The organism is Fibrella musci (genome assembly GCF_041321105.1).
GTDB lineage: Bacteria > Bacteroidota > Bacteroidia > Cytophagales > Spirosomataceae > Fibrella > Fibrella musci.
Genome location: NZ_JBGGWD010000004.1, coordinates 659,452 through 676,454 on the forward strand (window position 1 = coordinate 659,452; position 17,003 = coordinate 676,454).

A 17,003-nucleotide genomic window follows, 5' to 3' on the forward strand; every position below is an offset into this window, starting at 1 on the left:
TTGTCATTAATTGTTTTTCACAACGAATGACGCCAAAGGCAAATGACCCGCAGCGGCGGGCCGCACCAATGTTATGAAACAACTTTCGCTTTTAGTCGCAACCCTCGTTTTGCTGGCACCGTCCTGCAAGAAATCGGTCAATCCCAACGGTGGCAACGTACCTGCGGCCACGCGGCTGGTCAACACCGATCACCTGCTGGGTACGTTGTATCAGGCTGCCAAAGTGACCACCACTGGTGCTGAAGTCGGTACCATCTGGATCTACGCCGAACCGCAGGCCAATGGTGCCTATAAACTCGTCGACGACGATGATGAAGGGTTTACCTGCGTGGACGATGTAACGCGGGCGGGGTTGTTCCTGTTACGCGAATCCGATCTGGCCACTAATGCCGACAAACAGACCAAGCTCAAAAAACTGGTGTCGTTCGTGCTCGAGATGCAATCAGCATCGGGCTATTTCTACAACTTCCTCTGGCCCGATGGCCGCATTAACACCACGTTCCGTACCAGTCAGAACGTGGCCGACTGGTGGTCGTGGCGGGCGCTGTGGCTGCTGAGCGAAGCCGGTCCGTATTACCAATCGACCGATGCAGCGCTGGCCAGTCGGATTCAGACGAGTGTAACCCGGCTGGTGACGGTGATGGTCAGTGACTTTGGGGCGCGCCCTACCGACGCCAATTTTGTGGAGGGTGTGGCCGTGCCCAAGTGGTTGCCCTACGGCTCAGGTTCCGATCAGGCGGCAATTATGCTGCTGGGGCTGAACAACGTATATAAACAAACCCAAACCCCGGCCGTGCTGAGCCTGATGGAGAAACTGGCAGCGGGTATTCTGCTCATGCAGAAAGGCGATGCCGGGCAGTATCCGTATGGCGCGTTTCTGAGCTTCGACAACGGCTGGCACGCCTATGGCAACGATCAGGCCTATGCGCTGCTGACGGTCGGCAAGGCGCTCAACAAACCGGAGTGGATCGCAGCGGGGCGGCGCGAGGTCGAGAACTTTTACCCGTATATTCTGAACGAAGGCTTTCTGGAATCCTTTTCGGTGCGGCAGTCGGGTCAATCGTTTACGGAGCTGAAACGGTCGAAGTTTTCGCAGATTGCCTATGGCGTTCGGCCGATGGTCTGGGCTACGCTGGCGCTATACGAGCAAACCAACGACGCTAAATGGCTGACGCAGGCCGAGAAACTGACGCGCTGGTTTTTGGGCAGCAACCCCGCCAACGCCACCATGTATGACCGCGCGACGGGCCGGGGCTATGACGGCATTTCATCGGCAACGAGTGTCAGCCGCAATGCCGGCGCCGAATCAACCATTGAAGCACTACTGGCCATTCAAATGGCCGAGAAATACGGATTTAAAGAGTGAAAGGGCGAGTAAGCTGATGCGGAGGAACGGCTATCACCGCAGAGGCGGACTGCTCATTCACTCATTCTCTTTTTATGGCTCAAATTTCGCTTTCCCATATTGCCAAAGCCTACGCCAATGGCCCGCGCGTGATTCGTGATGTCAGCCTGACGGTTGATGACCGCGAATTCGTGGTGTTCGTCGGACCGAGCGGCTGCGGTAAATCGACGCTGTTGCGCATGATTGCGGGGCTGGAAGACATCACGGATGGCGATCTGCTGCTCGATGGCAACCGCATCAACGACCTGCCGCCCAAAGACCGCGACATCGCGATGGTGTTTCAGAACTACGCGCTGTACCCGCACATGACTGTGTTCGAAAACATGGCTTTCGGGCTAAAACTGCGCAAGTTCAGCAAGGCCGACATTCGGCAACGGGTCGAGAAGGCGGCGAGCATTCTGGATATTCAGAACCTGCTCGACCGCAAACCGAAAGACATGTCGGGTGGGCAGCGGCAGCGGGTAGCGATCGGGCGGGCAATCGTACGCGATCCTAAGGTGTTTTTGTTCGACGAGCCGCTCAGCAACCTCGACGCCAAGCTGCGGGGTCAAACGCGCATCGAGTTGCAGAAACTACACCGGGAGCTACAGGCGACGATCATCTATGTTACGCACGATCAGGTAGAGGCTATGACGCTCGGTAACCGGATCTGCGTGTTGCGCGGCGGCGACGTCATGCAATTTGACACGCCTATGACCCTCTACAATCAACCCGCCAATCTGTTTGTGGCTGGCTTTATTGGCTCGCCGCCCATGAATTTCCTGAAAGGAAAATTGAGTGGGTCTGTGAGTACAGTGCAGTTTGTTGATGAGACGGATCAGATAACGATCGACCTGAGCGCGCACCCGCACCGGGAGGCATTCGGCACGTACCTGGGGCGTTCGGTGGTGTTGGGCATTCGGGCCGAAAATCTGACCGATCAACCTAATCCGGCTTACCACGCTCAGCCAATGGCCATTGATGCGCTTGAGCAGCTGGGCAACGAGCTGTTTGCCTATGGTATGCTGGGGGGCAATCGGTTCGTGGCTCGGCTCCCTGCCGACTCTGGTCTGCAACTGAATGAACCGGCTACGCTCTACTGGCAAACGGAAAAATGCCACCTGTTCGACGCTGAAACCGAGCTGCGGTTGTAAGCCAGGTACGTTCCTCATAGCCTACAAAAAAGCCCCGCAACCTAATACGTTGCGGGGCTTTTTATTCAGGTACGTTCAGATCACTTCGGCAGGAACGGACCGGCGATTGCCAGTACTTGCTCTTTCGACAGCGGCTCATCAAACGATTCGAATACCACCTGCGCTTTCTCAGCTACGCGCGGGGTCGCACGCGTGATGATTTTAGCGTCGGCTACTTGCAGCAGATCGACACCAGCCTGGTTGTATTGGCTTTCGTTTTGGTAAACGGCCGTCGGTACGCCCATTGGGAACGTATCAGACGAGTAAACGTAGTCGATGCCACGCAGACGACGGATACCTGCCACGTGGCGGGCTTCTACTGAGTGAATCCGCAGGGCGGCCGTCAGTACGTCTTTGTTGCTCATCAGGTTACCAGCCTGACCTTTGTAGGCACGAACACCCGTGTCTTCCAGGGCGTTAGCCACCGTCAGGAACGTCTGGTAGTTCGTCAGTACCGTCGGGAAAGCACCACCCGCCGTGAAGTCATACTTCGCAGGTTTGGGGATAGCAGCGCTGCCCAGAGCGGCATTCAGGAAATCAACGTGTTGGGCTTCGTGCTTGGTGATCGTTACGATACCATCGCGGTCAGCACCCGGAACGATGCCTGAGAACAGGCCGGCCCGGTAGAAATCGCGCTCGAGGTATTCGAGCGTCAGGGCGAAATTCAGTACGTCGACGATGATGTTCGACTGACCAAACGCCTTGTTCATCGATGCGGCCAGCAGCGTAGGAGTACCCACAGCAGCGGCAGCAAACGTTTTCTTTAGCAGGTTCCGACGTGAGTGTTGGAGCCGCTCGTTAGCCTCGGCATCGACTTTTTCGATGTCAGAGAAGAGTTGAAATAGGTTCATGTCTGTTCCGTTGAGGGGTTACATCACGGGCACGCTATTGGCCGTGATTTTTTCTTTGATATAGCGCTGCGCAATTGGTAACACCTCAGCCGGTGTACGTACCACATCCAGTCCGTTGTTGTTGACTACATCGTCACCAGCAAAGAAACCTGTGCTTGGCGAGAGGGTCAGCGTACGGATCAAACCAGCGTGCCGTGCCTCAACTGACACGATTTTCCCGGCAACCAGCAACAGAGACGCGTCCGTCAGGAGGCGACCTGCACCATTGTAAGCCGAAACTCCTACGTCTTCAAACTGACGAGCCTGGTTCAGAACGAACAGACGGTCGGTGAAGTCGATGCTGCTGAAGTCAGGCGTCAGTGCCGGCAGACCCGCAGCACCCAGAGCGGCTTTGAAGAACTCAGCGTGCACGATCTCGTGGTTGCGGATTTCTTTCAACAGTTCAAACTCACGAGTGGTAATGTCTTTGTAAGGGGTTTTGATCACTTGATCGTAGAACGCAGCCTCCAGTTGCTCCAGAGCGTAGGCGTAGTTCAGGATAGCAATGTTACCAGAACCCAGGTCAACTGTGTCACCAGCTGCCCGTGCACCCCGGTCTGCACCAGGTGCAACCGCGCTGTCTTTATTTTCGCACGCCGCCAGAATTACTGACGTCATGGCTACCGAAAAACCTGCATAACGCAGGAATCGACGGCGGCCAACCTGCTCCACAAACTCACCCGGAGTGGTTGGGGTAGGGGTCTTTTTCGTACCGATTTCCATAGTACCTGAAAAGAAATTGTTGATTAATAGATCCGCCCGACCTTCAGGCAATTCAGCGTTATGAACGGGATTGGGTATCGGATGGATTTAAGGAAATGATTGAAAAATCATAAAATCGTTTCATTTCGAGGGAACGGGACAATTGGCGCGTTGTAGGACACTCTTTGGTCAATTTATACTTTCAGGTAAGTGAAAATTATTTTTTGCGAATCGACGTAAACAGTATGTTCATAAAGCGTGTGTCTTACCCTATCGATGACTTTTTTACCAGTCGCTATTCGTTCATGAATCAGATACTCTGCTCGCTCTGCGCCGCCCTGCTGTTCGCCACGACGGCGCTGGCTGATCCTCCAAAAAAGCAAGCGCCCAAAGCCATGCTCCAACACATTGTCCTGTTCAAATTCAAGCCAGAAACCACGCCCGAGAAGGTATCGGAGATCGTAGCTGCCTTTGAAGCACTACCCTCGAAAATCAAAGAGATCAAAAGCTTCCAGTGGGGCACCAACAACAGCCCTGAGAAGCTGGACAAGGGCCTGACGCACGCCTTCATCCTGACGTTCGATAGCGTCAAAGATCGGGATACGTACCTGCCGCATCCGGCCCACAAACAATTTGGTTCGGTAGTTGGCCCCTGGCTGGCCGACGTCACCGTGGTCGATTTCGTTAATCAAGCGAAATAGCCTGGGGTTAAACAAAAAAAGCCAACCGTTTAAGGTTGGCTTTTTTTGTTTAACCCCAGGCTATTTCGCCTGGTACTGCTGAATGATCTTGTACAGGGCCTTTTGTTTTTCAAGTTCGGGGAAGAACTCAAACAACTGTACATGGCTGTCGTAGTCGAGCGTGAGGGCCGTTTCCAGGTTTAGTAGCGCGTCGCGGTAGTTGCCGGCGTAGATCTGATACACCACGGCCCGGTAATACAGATCAGCTTCCTGTGGCAGTTCGCTCAGGCCCGCCTGAATGGTCTGGTACGCCTGCGCAAAATCGCCCTGATCAAACGGAATCAGCGACCACAGCAGGTATACATCGGCGTTGGTCGGATCGATCTCTGCCGCTTTCTCAAACGCATCGACACTGGCGATGACATTCCCGATTTTGTACTCGGTCTCGGCCAGTATAATGTGGTAATCGGCGTTGTTATCGTTTAGCTTGATCGCCTTTTGCAGGAAGGGCACGGCTTCATACCATTTGCCCAACTCACTCATACACGCGCCGATGCCATACCAGGCTTCGTCCCAGAGCGGGTCGAGCTTCACGGCCTCGCGGTATTCCTTAATCGCCTCCGGGAGCCGATCCTGCCGTTCGAGGCTGGCCCCGAGGTGGCAATAGGTGTCGGCGGTGGCTTCTTCGTATTTGAGTGTTTCGCGGTAAGCAGCTTCGGCCTTTTCAAACAACCCCAGATTCATATAGGTGTTGCCTAGGTTGAAGTGAGCCGATGCAAAATCATCCTTGATGATAATGGCATAGTCGTAGGCTTCGGCGGCTTCCACAAAGCGGCTTAGCTTACTATAGGCGATGCCGAGGTTATACCAGGCATTATACGAATACGGATCCTTATCGATCAGTGACTCGTAGTAGGGCAGATGCTCCTCCAGATTACCCGCCACGTCGAGGCAAAACGACAACTCGTAGAGCGCCCCTTCATTGGCCGGATTCAGGTCAATTGCCTTTTTATAGAAGGTAACCGCCTCGTCGAACTTACCCCAGTTCTGGTAGCTCTGCGCCATCTGGAAGTACACGTCGTCTTTATCGTCGGTGCGGTCGAGCATTTCCTGAAGCGTTTCGATGGACTCTTCGAACCGCCCGGCCATGTTTAGCACCGACCCACGCATGTACTGCACGTCGAGGTCGCCGGGGTTAAACAACCCGGCTTTGTCCAGTTGATCGAGACTTTCGTCAAATCGTTGATAGTTGGCCAGAATCTGTGCCCGATCAAGCATCAGTTCCAGCGCGTAAGGAAAGTGATCCAGGCCAGCCTCGGCCGCTTTAAACGCCCGGTCGAGGTCAGCTTCGTTGAGATAATGTTCAACCAGACGCTCATAGACGTCGAGGTCGAAATAAAAATTTTCTTCACTGGCGAGCATTTGCTCAAAGCGTTGGATGCTCTCTTTGATGTCGCCAGCTCGTTCGTCAAATTCTTGCTCCATGTAGCTGTGTCGATTCACAACCACCACCTGCGATTTGCCGAAAAGCGGAATACGCCGGTCGAAAGTTGTACCGCACGGGATAGGGGACGCACCACCGGCGCGATTTATCCGATGTTGTTAAGAAATATACGTAGAAAAACGGAAATCCCGACAAACGCGTTCAAATACTTTTCGTAGGATAGAAGCGGGGCAACGGTAACAGGTAAGATCAAAGCGCGGTGCAATAAGACGATAGGGAGTAATCGCTTGGTACTTAGCGACAAATAAGTCAACGACCTGCGCCAAACGTTGTTCTTTTGACCCTGATCGGTCTGGCCGTCACCCACACGTTCCTTATTTTATGGTTTGCGCTATGCGATGCAGCGTGTCGGCGAGGGAGTGATATCGGAAATCGATCGCTTTCGTGATCGGGTCGCCGGGGTACGTATACCGATGGCTGGCGCTGAGGGCTGTTTCGCGGGTGATCAGCGGGGCGCGGCCCGTCAGCCACGACCGCACCGCCTCCACGCGCCAGAGTACATTAGCCAGGCCCGGCGGCACCCGGCGGCTGGGTGGACGTTTGCCCAGTGCCTGCGCGAGCTGGGTTAGAAAGTCGCGGTATGGGATGGTGCCAGCGTTCAGAATAAACCGCTGATCGACCAGTTCGCTGTGCAGCAGCTTCACGATGGCTTCGGCTACGTCGAGCACGTCGACGTAATTGATGGTGCCATCGGTATAGAATGGCTTTTCATCGTAGGCGTATTTAATCAGTTGGGTGCTGCTGCGCGTCCAGTCGCCCGCGCCCAGCACCACGCTGGGGTTGACGATCACCACGGGTAACCCTTCGGCACTGCCCCGCCAGACCTGCAATTCGGCCCGGTACTTGGTTTTGGCGTAGGCCGAGTTGAGCGGCGACTCCTGCCATTTCTGCTCTTCCGTAACCACAATGGCTGGCAAACCAACCGCCGACGCATCGGGTTCGCCTCCTTTCACCTCGGGCCGACCAAGGGCCGCCACGGAGCTGAGGTACGCCAGCTTACGGACTCCCGCCTTCAAACAAACATTGACGATGTTGGCCGTGCCTTCTTCATTGACCTGCTCCATGCGGGCGCGGTCTTTTGGTACAAAGGATACGATGGCGGCGCAATGCACCACATCGGCACCGGGGGTAATCGCCGCTTCGAGCGAAGGAATATCAAGTACGTCGCCCTCGTGCCAAGTTAGTTGGTCGGCTACGTCGGTGAGCAGGCCATAGCCATTCTCGGGTCGGTACAGTGCCGCCACGGGTCGCCCTAACTGAAGCAGATAACGGACAACGTGTGAGCCAATCAGGCCCGTGGCACCAGTTACGAGAGTAAGGTTACGCGGTAACGATGAGGTCATTCAGAATGTATTCGAGGGTAGGCAAACCGGTTGGCGGCCCAAGGTACGGCTGCTAGCTGAATGTATGAACACCGAGTGCTTAGTGGCCGCCACGTACCTACGCTACAACCCTACTTATCCGGAGACGATACGCCCGGCTGATGAGCCACTGAACATATACGTACCTGCTGACGTACTTTATCAAAAGGCGGGCACCTGATCAAAACTGGTACAAAAGTCAGCGTGTTTTCGAGTCAGTAGACCATCAGTTTTTAGTAGCCTGAACCCGCAATGTCGTAGCCAATGAATCACATTCTTTGGCTGGAAGGCGGTTGTCGGCCAGAAACAGTCAACCTGAAAAGCGTCTTTGCCGTAGCTTTGGTCCATGATTTCACTAGACGTTACGTCGCTCGTCAAAACTATTGTTTCTGTTTTATTAGCTGGAGTTGTGCTGCTCGTGTGGTGGCAGCGCAACCGGCTAATCCCCCAGTTGGCTCCCCATGAACGCGCCGTTCGTTGGCTCTGTCTGGCCGGAACGCGCCTGCTACCCTTTCTGGTCATTTATGTTATCCTCGATCAGGAACCCCGCTCCGACGTCGCTTTTTTCTACGAACGGGCCGTGCCAGCGCTGGAAGGGAAGATGGTCTACCGCGATTTTCTGTCGTTTCACGCGCCCTTGTTCACGTACCTGACGGTACTGCCGTTGCTGATCTGGAATAACGCCCGGTCGATTATCCTGCTGATGGCAGCGATGGAGTTTATCATCCTGAACGCCACGTTTCAGTATGCGCGCCGCCGCGTTAACTACGACACCGGCAAGGCATTACTCCGCTATGTCTTGTATTACCTGTTGCCCATTCCGTTCATTGCCATCGTGTTGAGCAGTGAGGAAGATATTTGGTTCTGGGGGTTCGGGCTGATATCGCTGGGCTTGCTGGCGGGTGGCCTGAAAGCCGAAACGCGCGCCTTCGCCTACCGGGCGGGCCTGTTGTGGGGACTGTCGATGATCGTAATCAAGTTTATGCTCATCGTACTCATCATCCCGCTGTTTTTTCTTATTCGTCAACGGCTCTGGTTTGTGCTGGGGCTGCTCACCATCGGTCTGCCTACCATCCTGATTTTGTACGGTCTGATGGGCGACAAATTTCTGATGCCGATTCAGCACTCGTCGTACCCGATGGCGCCCAACTTTGCCAGCGTGTTGCGGCCCGTATTGAATAGTATTTTCGGCACCACTACCCTCACCAGCCTGAACTGGTTGGGCCTGCTGGGCACCATCGGCGGGGGCTCGTGGGTGGCGTGGCAGGCGCGGCACATTGGCTATGAGCGGGCTTTTGTACCGTTTTTCTGCTTCCTGTTCACGCTGTTTATGTTGCTGTTACCTTCGTCGCCGGGTTACTACATCTTCGTGCAACTGGCCGCACTCACGTTTTTCATGCTCGACGACCAACCTGCTCACTGGTTGCGCATGGCCTTCCTGAACGTGCTGCTGACGGTACAGCCTATCATCATGATCGTGTATGCCAATAATGCGCAGTATACCAACCTGTCGATGCTGAGCAACCCCGTTTTCCTGGCCGATTATGTCATTCAGGTGATCGAGGTATTCCTGCTGGTGTGGCTGACGCGGTTGAGCTACCAGAAACTCAAAGCCGCCTGATCTGGCCAGAATGGCGATTTGTGATTAGGGAGCCACCTTCCAGACAAATTTCTGGCTCGTCCAGACAAGGCCTAACTGTTCGTAAAAGGCGTGGGTACGTTGCCGCTTCCGGTTCGAGGTAACCTCGAGATGAACCCACTCTTCCTGCCGGGCGATGTGCATAATGTGTTCGATCAACTGCCTGCCTATGCCTTGACTGCGGTACTCGGGTCGGACGTACAGTTCCTGAATCTCGGCCACCGGCCCGGCGTGGTGGAGCAACAGTTGCACATGGCAACTGGCAAACCCCACCGGTACGTTGTCCACCTCGCTAAGCACGTACCTGATGGCCGGGTTGCTCAGATTATCGCGGTAAATACGCTCGAAAGCCGGATAGGGGAGTGTGGTTTCCTCCAGATCACAGAGGCTTTCATACACAAACGGCAGGTCGTCAAGGGTTGCGGGGCGAAGCATGGGTAAATGATAAATGGGCGTTGTTAACTCACCAGTTGGTGCATTAACAACGCCCATTTTACGGTATTCTTTCCTGATATCGCCTACCAGTTTTTGTCTTTCAGCAGCTTGTCGAGGTCGGCCCGGGGCATCGGTACTTTGCCGGGATTGGCGTCTATCCATTTGATAAAGGCCTGCTTGATGTCGGGTGTCCAGGCCTGGTCGATCTGACCGGGCGTGAACTTGCCTTCGCGCAGCATCTGATGGCCGAATCCATCCTGCAACGAAATAAACTCTGAGTTCAGAATTACTTTTTCGGCCAGATGCGACGGGATAAAAATGACGCCTTCTTTTTTGGCCAGTACCACGTCGCCCGGCAGCACAATGGCCCGGCCAATGCGGATGGGGCAGTTTACACAGGTCATGGTCATGTCCTGGATATAGCTGGGGTCGAAACCACGTACCCAGCCGTTGAAGCCCTCAATGGCTTCCAGACCTTCGAGATCGCGCACGCTGCCGTCGAAGATGATACCCGTTTTTGATTTGGCAAAAATGGAGTTGCCGAGGTTATCGCCGATTAGCGTGCCCCACACGATTTTACCCATGCCATCGGCCACATACACGTCGCCATTCTGAAGCATGTCGATAGGCCACGAGTTGGTATTGCCTTTGCGCCCCTGATTTTTACCCAGTTCTTTGATGGGCTTTTCCATGTCGGGGCGGCTGGGCATGTACTGGGCCGTGAGTACGCGGCCGACCATCGGCTCGCTGGGTCGGATGATCTGCCAGTTGCCATCGAACTGATTGTTGTACCCTTCGTTGCGCAGGATGCCCCAGGCTTCTTCGAGCGACACGTTTTTGAGGCGTTTCAACAAGGCGTCGGATACTCGCGGCCGACCGTCGGGCGTACGTTCGCCTTTCCAACTGGCGGTGTAGAACTGAAGCTGGTCTTTGGGTAGTTCAATTTGGGCAACGGCCGGGAGCAGTGCTGCCGAGAGCAAGGTGGTCAGGAAGATCTTTTTCATCAAGCCAGTGGAACGTTTGGTATTTTACCGGTAAAAGATTGGGTATTAAGTAAAATACTGGCAACAAAGGGTTTTGATAGAAATACCCCGTTTAATCCGGCGGGGCTTATTCCCATCCCTTGTTATGAAGAAAGCCATACTCGATCTGCTCCGCAGCACCCCCGACCGGCCAGCCATCGTGTCAACGCCACCCGTAACTACGTCTTCGACGCCACCCTCGCGCCGCGACTTTCTCCAGAAGTCGGCTCTTGGCGGTTTGTCGGTGGGACTGGTGTTCGATCGATTGAAAAGCCCGTTTGCGGTCGATCAGGAGCTAGAATTCACGACGCAGCGCGTCAACCGGCTAGCCGCGCCGTCGGATTTGAAAATCACCGATCTGCGCATTGCCCATCTGGCTGGTGTGCCGTTTACCAGCCCGATTATTCGCATCGATACCAACCAGGGATTGGTTGGCTGGGGCGAAGTGCGCGACGGCGCCAGCCCTAACTATGCGCTGATGCTGAAATCACGGCTGTTGGGTAAAAATCCCTGCAACGTAGAGCAACTCTTCAAGCTGATCAAACCTTTCGGCGGTCATGGCCGGGCGGCGGGTGGTGTCTGCGGCGTCGAGATGGCGCTGTGGGATCTGGCCGGCAAAGCCTACAACGTACCTGTATACCAGATGCTGGGCGGTAAGTTTCGCGACTACGTACGTGTGTATGCCGATACGCCCGAGGGGAAAACCTACGATGACTTTGCCGTCAACATGAAAAAGCGGGCCGACCAGGGCTTTACTTTCCTGAAGATGGACTTTGGCATCGGGATGCTGGCCGGGCAGAAAGGCATGCTCGTAGGCAGCGATGTCTGGGATGTGGCCAACCAATATGGCAACAGCCAAACGAGCAAAGTGGGTAACTACGGCATGACCCGTCACCCCTTTACGCGGATTCAGGTCACGAAGAAAGGGATCGACAAACTAGCCGAACACGTGGGGCGGGTGCGCGACATTGTGGGCTACGATACGCCCCTGGCCGCCGACCATTTCGGGCATTTCGACGTGAACACGGCTATTCAGATGGGTAAGGCGATGGAGCCCTTCCGGCTGGCGTGGCTCGAAGACCTCGTACCCTGGTTCTACGGCGATCAGTGGAAACAGATTACCGAGGCCATCGACACGCCCACGCTGACGGGTGAAGACATTTTCCTGAAAGAAGAATTTATCAAGCTCATCGATAAGCGCGCCGTCGACATGATTCACCCGGATCTAGCGTCGTCGGGCGGGATTCTGGAGACGAAGAAGATCGGCGATTATGCCGAAGAATCGGGTATCCCGATGGCGATGCACTTCGCGGGTTCGCCCATCTGCATGATGGCCAACGTCCATTGCGCCGCCGCCACCGAAAACTTCGTCGCGCTCGAGCACCACGGCGTTGACGTCGACGGCTGGGAGGATATTGTTACCGGCCTGAAGCCCATCGTGGAAAAAGGCTTCGTAAAAGTCCCCGATAAACCCGGCCTGGGCGTAGAACTGAACGAAGACGTCGCGAAAAAATTCCTCAAGAAAGGCTCTACCTGGTTTGCTCCCACCGACGTCTGGAACACGAAAGATTCGTGGGACCGGGAGTGGAGCTAAAAAAGGAGTTTTAAGTTTTTAGTTTCGGGTTTTCAGTTGGCGGACGCCGGTATACTCATGTGCCAGCCAACTGAAAACCCGAAACTAAAAACTTAAAACTCCTTTTCGCAGTCCAGCCAATCGTAGCCGGGATCGATGGGGGCACCATCGGGAGCGACGAGCGGGCTGCTGGCGACGGCCGGTTGTTGCGGATTCCGTTCGTATTGCTGAATCAGCCAGAGCAGTTGGTTGGGCGACGCGTCGCTCACGACGTAACTGAACGGGGCATCGGTGGCCCGCTGCGCGAGGTACTTGTACCGGATGTGCTGGATGGCGTCGTGCGCCACGGAACGTACCCGGCCATCGGCTTCCTTGTTGGAAGCCAGTTCAATCAGGCTCTCAAGCAGGCGGCGGCTCGTTAGTTGCTGAATGGCTTCGTCGTAGGTACGTGCCTCGCCCATGTTGCGGCGCATCGGTTCAAATGTCACGTTGATCAGGCTCGTCAGCAGGTCGCCCAGGCCGGGCATAGCCGAGTCTAAAGCTTTCTGATTGAGCAGGCGGGCGCAGCGCTCGGGGTTGAGCAGCAGCCGAAGCGTCAGGTTGGCAGCGGCTTCGGGCGGCCCCAACGGATCGAACGTCAGGCCCGTATGGCGTTTGAATACTTCGCGTGGGTTGGCATCGATGCCAAACGCCCGTGGCGGAATCAGAGCCAGAATGCCTTTGGGAAGCGCCAGTATGCGCGGTTGCAGCGTCGCGACCAGCGCATCGATAGCCTTCCGCTGCCGAGCGGCCGGTACTGGCTCGGCCACCACCTGCCCATCACCCCGCAGGGCGTAGCTGTAAAGCACACCGCCCACCACTTTGCTGGCGGCTTCGGTCTGGTAGCGGTGAAACATATACATGGGCACCAGCACCTCTTCCAGCGTAGCCATCGGCATCCCCATCGGAATCTTGCGCGCGTCAAACTGATCCAGCGCAATCCGGCGAATGGCTAGGGTGCGCGTCAGTTCGTCGGTGGCGTCGGCCTGCCCGTCCCACAGGTGCGTGTCGGGGTGGGCGCTGCCTTCAGGACGGGCATCCTGATCACTCAGGAATTTCAGCCCTTTTTTTACGTAATCGTCAATCAGTTTGTCCAGTGCGGCTTTCTCGTTCGTTCCCTTCGGAAAATCCTGGTAGCCGTAGGTGATGGCCACTTTATCCCAGGCCCCAATGCCGGTGGCGTAGGCACTGTCGAGCGTCAGCCTGTTGTTAGCCAAAATGCCCACCAGCGGATGTGGGTAGTCCATCACCGACGAGCGATTGACTGTGCTGGCGATGTAGTTGTGCGGCAGGCCAAGCGTGTGCCCTACTTCATGGGCCGCCAACTGACGGAGCCTAGCCAGGGCCATAGGCATCAGGGCGGCGGTATCGGCGCTGTTGTTCTCGAAACGGGCCGTGAGTCCCTGTGCGATGAGGTAATCCTGACGTACCCGGAGTGAGCCCAGCGTCACTTTCCCTTTCAGAATCTCACCCGTACGCGGGTCGATGATGCTCATGCCATACGACCAACCGCGCGTGGAGCGGTGCACCCACTGAATCAGGTTGTACCGAATGTCCATCGGGTCGGCGTCGGCGGGCAGCAGTTTCACCTGGAACGCATTGCGGTAACCCGCCGCCTCAAACGCCTGATTCCACCAGCTCGTCCCTTCGATCAGGGCCTGCCGGATGGGCTCGGGTGCGCCGGGGTCCATGTAATAAATGATGGGCTTCACCGGGTCGCTGATGGCCGCCGCTGGGTCTTTTTTGGCCAGCCGGTGCCGCACAATGTAGCGCTTGATAATGGGCTGACTGACAGGCGTGGCGTAATCGAAAAACTCGATGTTGTTCAGGCCCGCGCGCGGGTCGAACAGGCGGGGCTGGTAGGAGCCGTCGAGCGGGGGCAGTTCAACAAACGAGTGGTGCTGCCGCATGGTCACGGCGGTGGGCGTTGGTACTACCTGCCGAAGGTATTGGCCCGGCGAATCGCCCGTCAGTGTGATGGTAGTTTCAAACTCGGTGTTCTGCGGAAAGGCCTTGGTGTGGGGTAGGTACATGGCGCAGCGGCCCGCGTCAACCCGGAATGACCCCTGCCGGGTCTGGGCGATGGCCTGCACGGCTCCCACGGCATCCTGCATTAGAAACGGCGTCAGATCGACCAGTACTTTCTGGCCTTCTTCGGCGGCAATCTCAAAACCGGCGTGAACCGATTGGGCAAACGACTCCGCAACAGCCCGCCGCTCGAGCGAATCGCGACTCAGGGCGCGGTACCCATAATTGGGTTCAATCAGCAACACCTTGTTACCGCTCCGTTCAAACTTAACCACGTGCTCGGCACCTAGCCGGCCCCGGTCAAGGCCGATGTCGTTAGAGCCGACACCCTGCGCCAGTGTGGGATAATAAAGCATTTCCTGCCCGAATCGGTCGATTTCGAGCCAGATTTTGCCTTTTTTGGCATCCCAGTAAAACGTCAGAAAGCCCGCCCGTTTGTCCATGTCCTTCGTGAAGGAGGTAATGGTGGGGGAGGCAGCAGGCGCGTTGGACTGGGCGAAAAGCGAAGTCGTCAGCAGCCAAAGCAGAGCCGAGTAGCAGAAGCGCATGATAAAGAAGTCGGTTAAGTAGGCAAAATACGCCCAAAACGGACGCTCTACGCCGATTAACTCCCTTTTATGACACGCTCATCCAGCTGAAAAGGCTCATTTTCGATGATTGTTACCTGCTTTCTCTAAGCAGAATGTACGGGACCTGGAACCCGTTTTTGTACTACGCTACCGAAGCTAAACAGGAACGTACCTGAGCGTTACTTATACTACGATAAGCAGCGCTTAGGTACGTTCTCGACAGTGCATACACTGGTTTCTCTCCGCTTTCAGTATGAAACTAAAAGCGGAGGGGTAATGAATTTAGCGCTGAATCAGGACGCGCAACGTAGTTGGGTTAATTACAGAGCCAGCGGTTGACTGGCCAGGAGCGACCCGAAGCAGGTAAAGGCCATCGGGCAAACTGCCGAGGTCGAGTCGATAGGGTTCTGCCGGAGCGGCTTCCAGGTACGTCTGCTGGCGTGAACGCCCTTGCAAATCGGTCATAGTCAGGCCTACTGGCTGGCCAGTAGCGAGGCTGAGGTCGACAAGTACGTGGTCGCGGGCGGGGTTGGGCCACAAACTGAATACTGCCGTAGGTTCGGCAGCAGCCATCCGGCCGCCGGTTGGGCAAGCTGTTTCTGTGAGTCTCCACTGTTGGTGAGCCCCTGTACCCAGCGTTTGCTGCGTGATGTCGCCTCCTTCGGCCGTGCTGGCATTTTGCACAGTGATAGCCTTGCCTGAGTTGCGGTTTGTGAGTGTATAAAAACCGTCGGCCGTGCGCTGAGCTTTCCATTGCTGATGGCTACCGCCCCAATAGGTCCACTGTTCCAGCGGCGCGTTATCGGCCATCGACGAGTTGGCAACCTGGATGCTTTTTTGGTTGTGCTGCACCGAGATCCGGTAATAATCGCCATCGACTACCGTGAAGCGCCATTTCTGCCAGAGTTTGTCAGCGTTAGTGTTCTGGCGCAGGTAAATTCCATCGTTGCCCAGGCCAGACGGCACGTTCAGAACCAGACCGCTGCTGCGCGATTGGATACGGTAACATTTGGCTACATCGATACCCGTCGACGATACAGGCGGCGTAGTCGTGGTCGAGCTGCTGCCCGTTGTGCAAGCGCTTTCTTCGAGGGTCCACTGCTGGCTGACCGCTCCGTTGGGAGTGTACTGAACGATCAGCCCCCCCTCGTCGGTATTGCCGTTCTGCACGTCGAGCGCCTTTCCGGAGTGGCGGGCCGTGATCTGGAAGAACCCGTTGGCGTTGCGTTGCAGGGCAAAATGCTGGTTGTAGCTCCAGTTGCCGTTGAAGGTCCATTGCTGAAGGCCGATACCGTTATCCTGCGATCCCCAGATTACGTCGAGCGCTTTGTTGCTGTGTACTGCGCCAATTTTGTAGTAGCCATCGCCGACCGACTCAAACCGCCACCGTTGCGCCAACTGGTTAGCATCGCTCCGCTGACGTACCTGCGCCCCGTCGGTTAGTGAATTGCCTTCTACGCCCATCACTTTTCCACTGACTCGCGATACGAGCCGGTAACACTTGCTGGGATCGACGGCGGTAACCCCCGTGGGTGGTGTAGTAGTTAGGGAGACTTTAAACACTTGGCTGGACGTGGCCAGCCCCTTGCTGTCCCGCACTACGAGCTGGACGTTGAAATTAGTGATGACCGTGTTGGCCCGGGGTGTTTGTGGCGTGAACGTCAGCACGGGGTTAGCCTGAGTAGAAAGCGTGCTGAAGTTGTCAGCGTCCCGCCACTCATAAGTGAGCGCGTCACCATCGGGGTCGCTGCTACCGCTGCCGGTGAAGGTCACTGACAGAGGCGAGGCACCCGTTAGTGAGGTTGACGTGGCGACGACTACGGGCGGTCGGTTGGCGGCGGTGAGCGACACCTTGAACACCTGGCTGGACGTGGCCAGCCCCTTGCTGTCCCGCACTACGAGCTGGACGTTGAAATTAGTGATGACCGTGTTGGCCCGGGGTGTTTGTGGCGTGAACGTCAGCACGGGGTTAGCCTGAGTAGAA

The 17,003-nt window shown here is 55.9% G+C and carries 13 protein-coding genes; 5 read left to right on the forward strand and 8 right to left on the reverse strand.

The features are described 5' to 3' along the window. Positions 1-73 precede the first annotated feature (73 nt). Positions 74-1,366 carry a hypothetical protein gene (locus ACAW74_RS15930; RefSeq protein ID WP_370699198.1) on the forward strand — a complete coding sequence of 431 codons (1,293 nt, stop codon included), beginning with the start codon at positions 74-76 and terminating at the stop codon, positions 1,364-1,366. Positions 1,367-1,440: 74 nt separating this feature from the next. Further along, positions 1,441-2,538, forward strand: a complete 1,098-nt coding sequence (locus ACAW74_RS15935) for an ABC transporter ATP-binding protein (RefSeq protein WP_370699199.1) — start codon at positions 1,441-1,443, stop codon at positions 2,536-2,538. An 80-nt stretch (positions 2,539-2,618) separates the two neighbouring features. Here the strand turns inward: ACAW74_RS15935 and ACAW74_RS15940 are convergent, their stop codons facing one another. Beyond that, positions 2,619-3,428, reverse strand: a complete 810-nt coding sequence (locus ACAW74_RS15940; RefSeq protein WP_370699200.1) for a ferritin-like domain-containing protein — start codon at positions 3,426-3,428, stop codon at positions 2,619-2,621. Positions 3,429-3,446: 18 nt separating this feature from the next. Then, positions 3,447-4,190, reverse strand: a complete 744-nt coding sequence (locus tag ACAW74_RS15945; protein ID WP_370699201.1) for a ferritin-like domain-containing protein — start codon at positions 4,188-4,190, stop codon at positions 3,447-3,449. A 284-nt stretch (positions 4,191-4,474) separates the two neighbouring features. On the opposite strand from ACAW74_RS15945, the gene ACAW74_RS15950 reads away from it, so the two are divergent. Then, entirely contained in the window at positions 4,475-4,870 is a 396-nt protein-coding gene (locus ACAW74_RS15950) for a Dabb family protein (protein WP_370699202.1), read from the forward strand. Between the two features lie 60 nt (positions 4,871-4,930). On the opposite strand, the gene ACAW74_RS15955 is transcribed toward ACAW74_RS15950, so the two are convergent. Together ACAW74_RS15955 and ACAW74_RS15960 are read right to left on the reverse strand one after the other, a co-directional pair. After that, entirely contained in the window at positions 4,931-6,334 is a 1,404-nt protein-coding gene (locus ACAW74_RS15955; RefSeq protein WP_370699203.1) for a tetratricopeptide repeat protein, read from the reverse strand. Between the two features lie 333 nt (positions 6,335-6,667). After that, positions 6,668-7,696 carry an NAD-dependent epimerase/dehydratase family protein gene (locus tag ACAW74_RS15960; protein WP_370699204.1) on the reverse strand — a complete coding sequence of 343 codons (1,029 nt, stop codon included), beginning with the start codon at positions 7,694-7,696 and terminating at the stop codon, positions 6,668-6,670. A gap of 364 nt (positions 7,697-8,060) precedes the next feature. On the opposite strand from ACAW74_RS15960, the gene ACAW74_RS15965 reads away from it, so the two are divergent. After that, positions 8,061-9,335 carry a hypothetical protein gene (locus tag ACAW74_RS15965; protein WP_370699205.1) on the forward strand — a complete coding sequence of 425 codons (1,275 nt, stop codon included), beginning with the start codon at positions 8,061-8,063 and terminating at the stop codon, positions 9,333-9,335. A gap of 24 nt (positions 9,336-9,359) precedes the next feature. Here ACAW74_RS15965 and ACAW74_RS15970 read toward each other — a convergent pair whose 3' ends face one another. Both ACAW74_RS15970 and ACAW74_RS15975 read right to left on the reverse strand, forming a co-directional pair. Next, positions 9,360-9,788 carry a GNAT family N-acetyltransferase gene (locus tag ACAW74_RS15970; RefSeq protein WP_370699206.1) on the reverse strand — a complete coding sequence of 143 codons (429 nt, stop codon included), beginning with the start codon at positions 9,786-9,788 and terminating at the stop codon, positions 9,360-9,362. 83 nt (positions 9,789-9,871) lie between these two features. After that, positions 9,872-10,792, reverse strand: a complete 921-nt coding sequence (locus ACAW74_RS15975; RefSeq protein WP_370699207.1) for an RraA family protein — start codon at positions 10,790-10,792, stop codon at positions 9,872-9,874. Positions 10,793-10,916: 124 nt separating this feature from the next. Between ACAW74_RS15975 and ACAW74_RS15980 the strand changes: the two genes are divergently transcribed. Beyond that, positions 10,917-12,404 carry a mandelate racemase/muconate lactonizing enzyme family protein gene (locus tag ACAW74_RS15980; RefSeq protein WP_370699208.1) on the forward strand — a complete coding sequence of 496 codons (1,488 nt, stop codon included), beginning with the start codon at positions 10,917-10,919 and terminating at the stop codon, positions 12,402-12,404. Positions 12,405-12,496: 92 nt separating this feature from the next. On the opposite strand, the gene ACAW74_RS15985 is transcribed toward ACAW74_RS15980, so the two are convergent. Next, positions 12,497-14,998: a zinc-dependent metalloprotease gene (locus ACAW74_RS15985; protein WP_370699209.1), complete on the reverse strand. Its 2,502-nt coding sequence runs from the start codon at positions 14,996-14,998 to the stop codon at positions 12,497-12,499. Positions 14,999-15,301: 303 nt separating this feature from the next. After that, on the reverse strand, positions 15,302-17,003 hold a 1,702-nt coding region (locus tag ACAW74_RS15990; RefSeq protein ID WP_370699210.1), incomplete at its 5' end, for an RICIN domain-containing protein.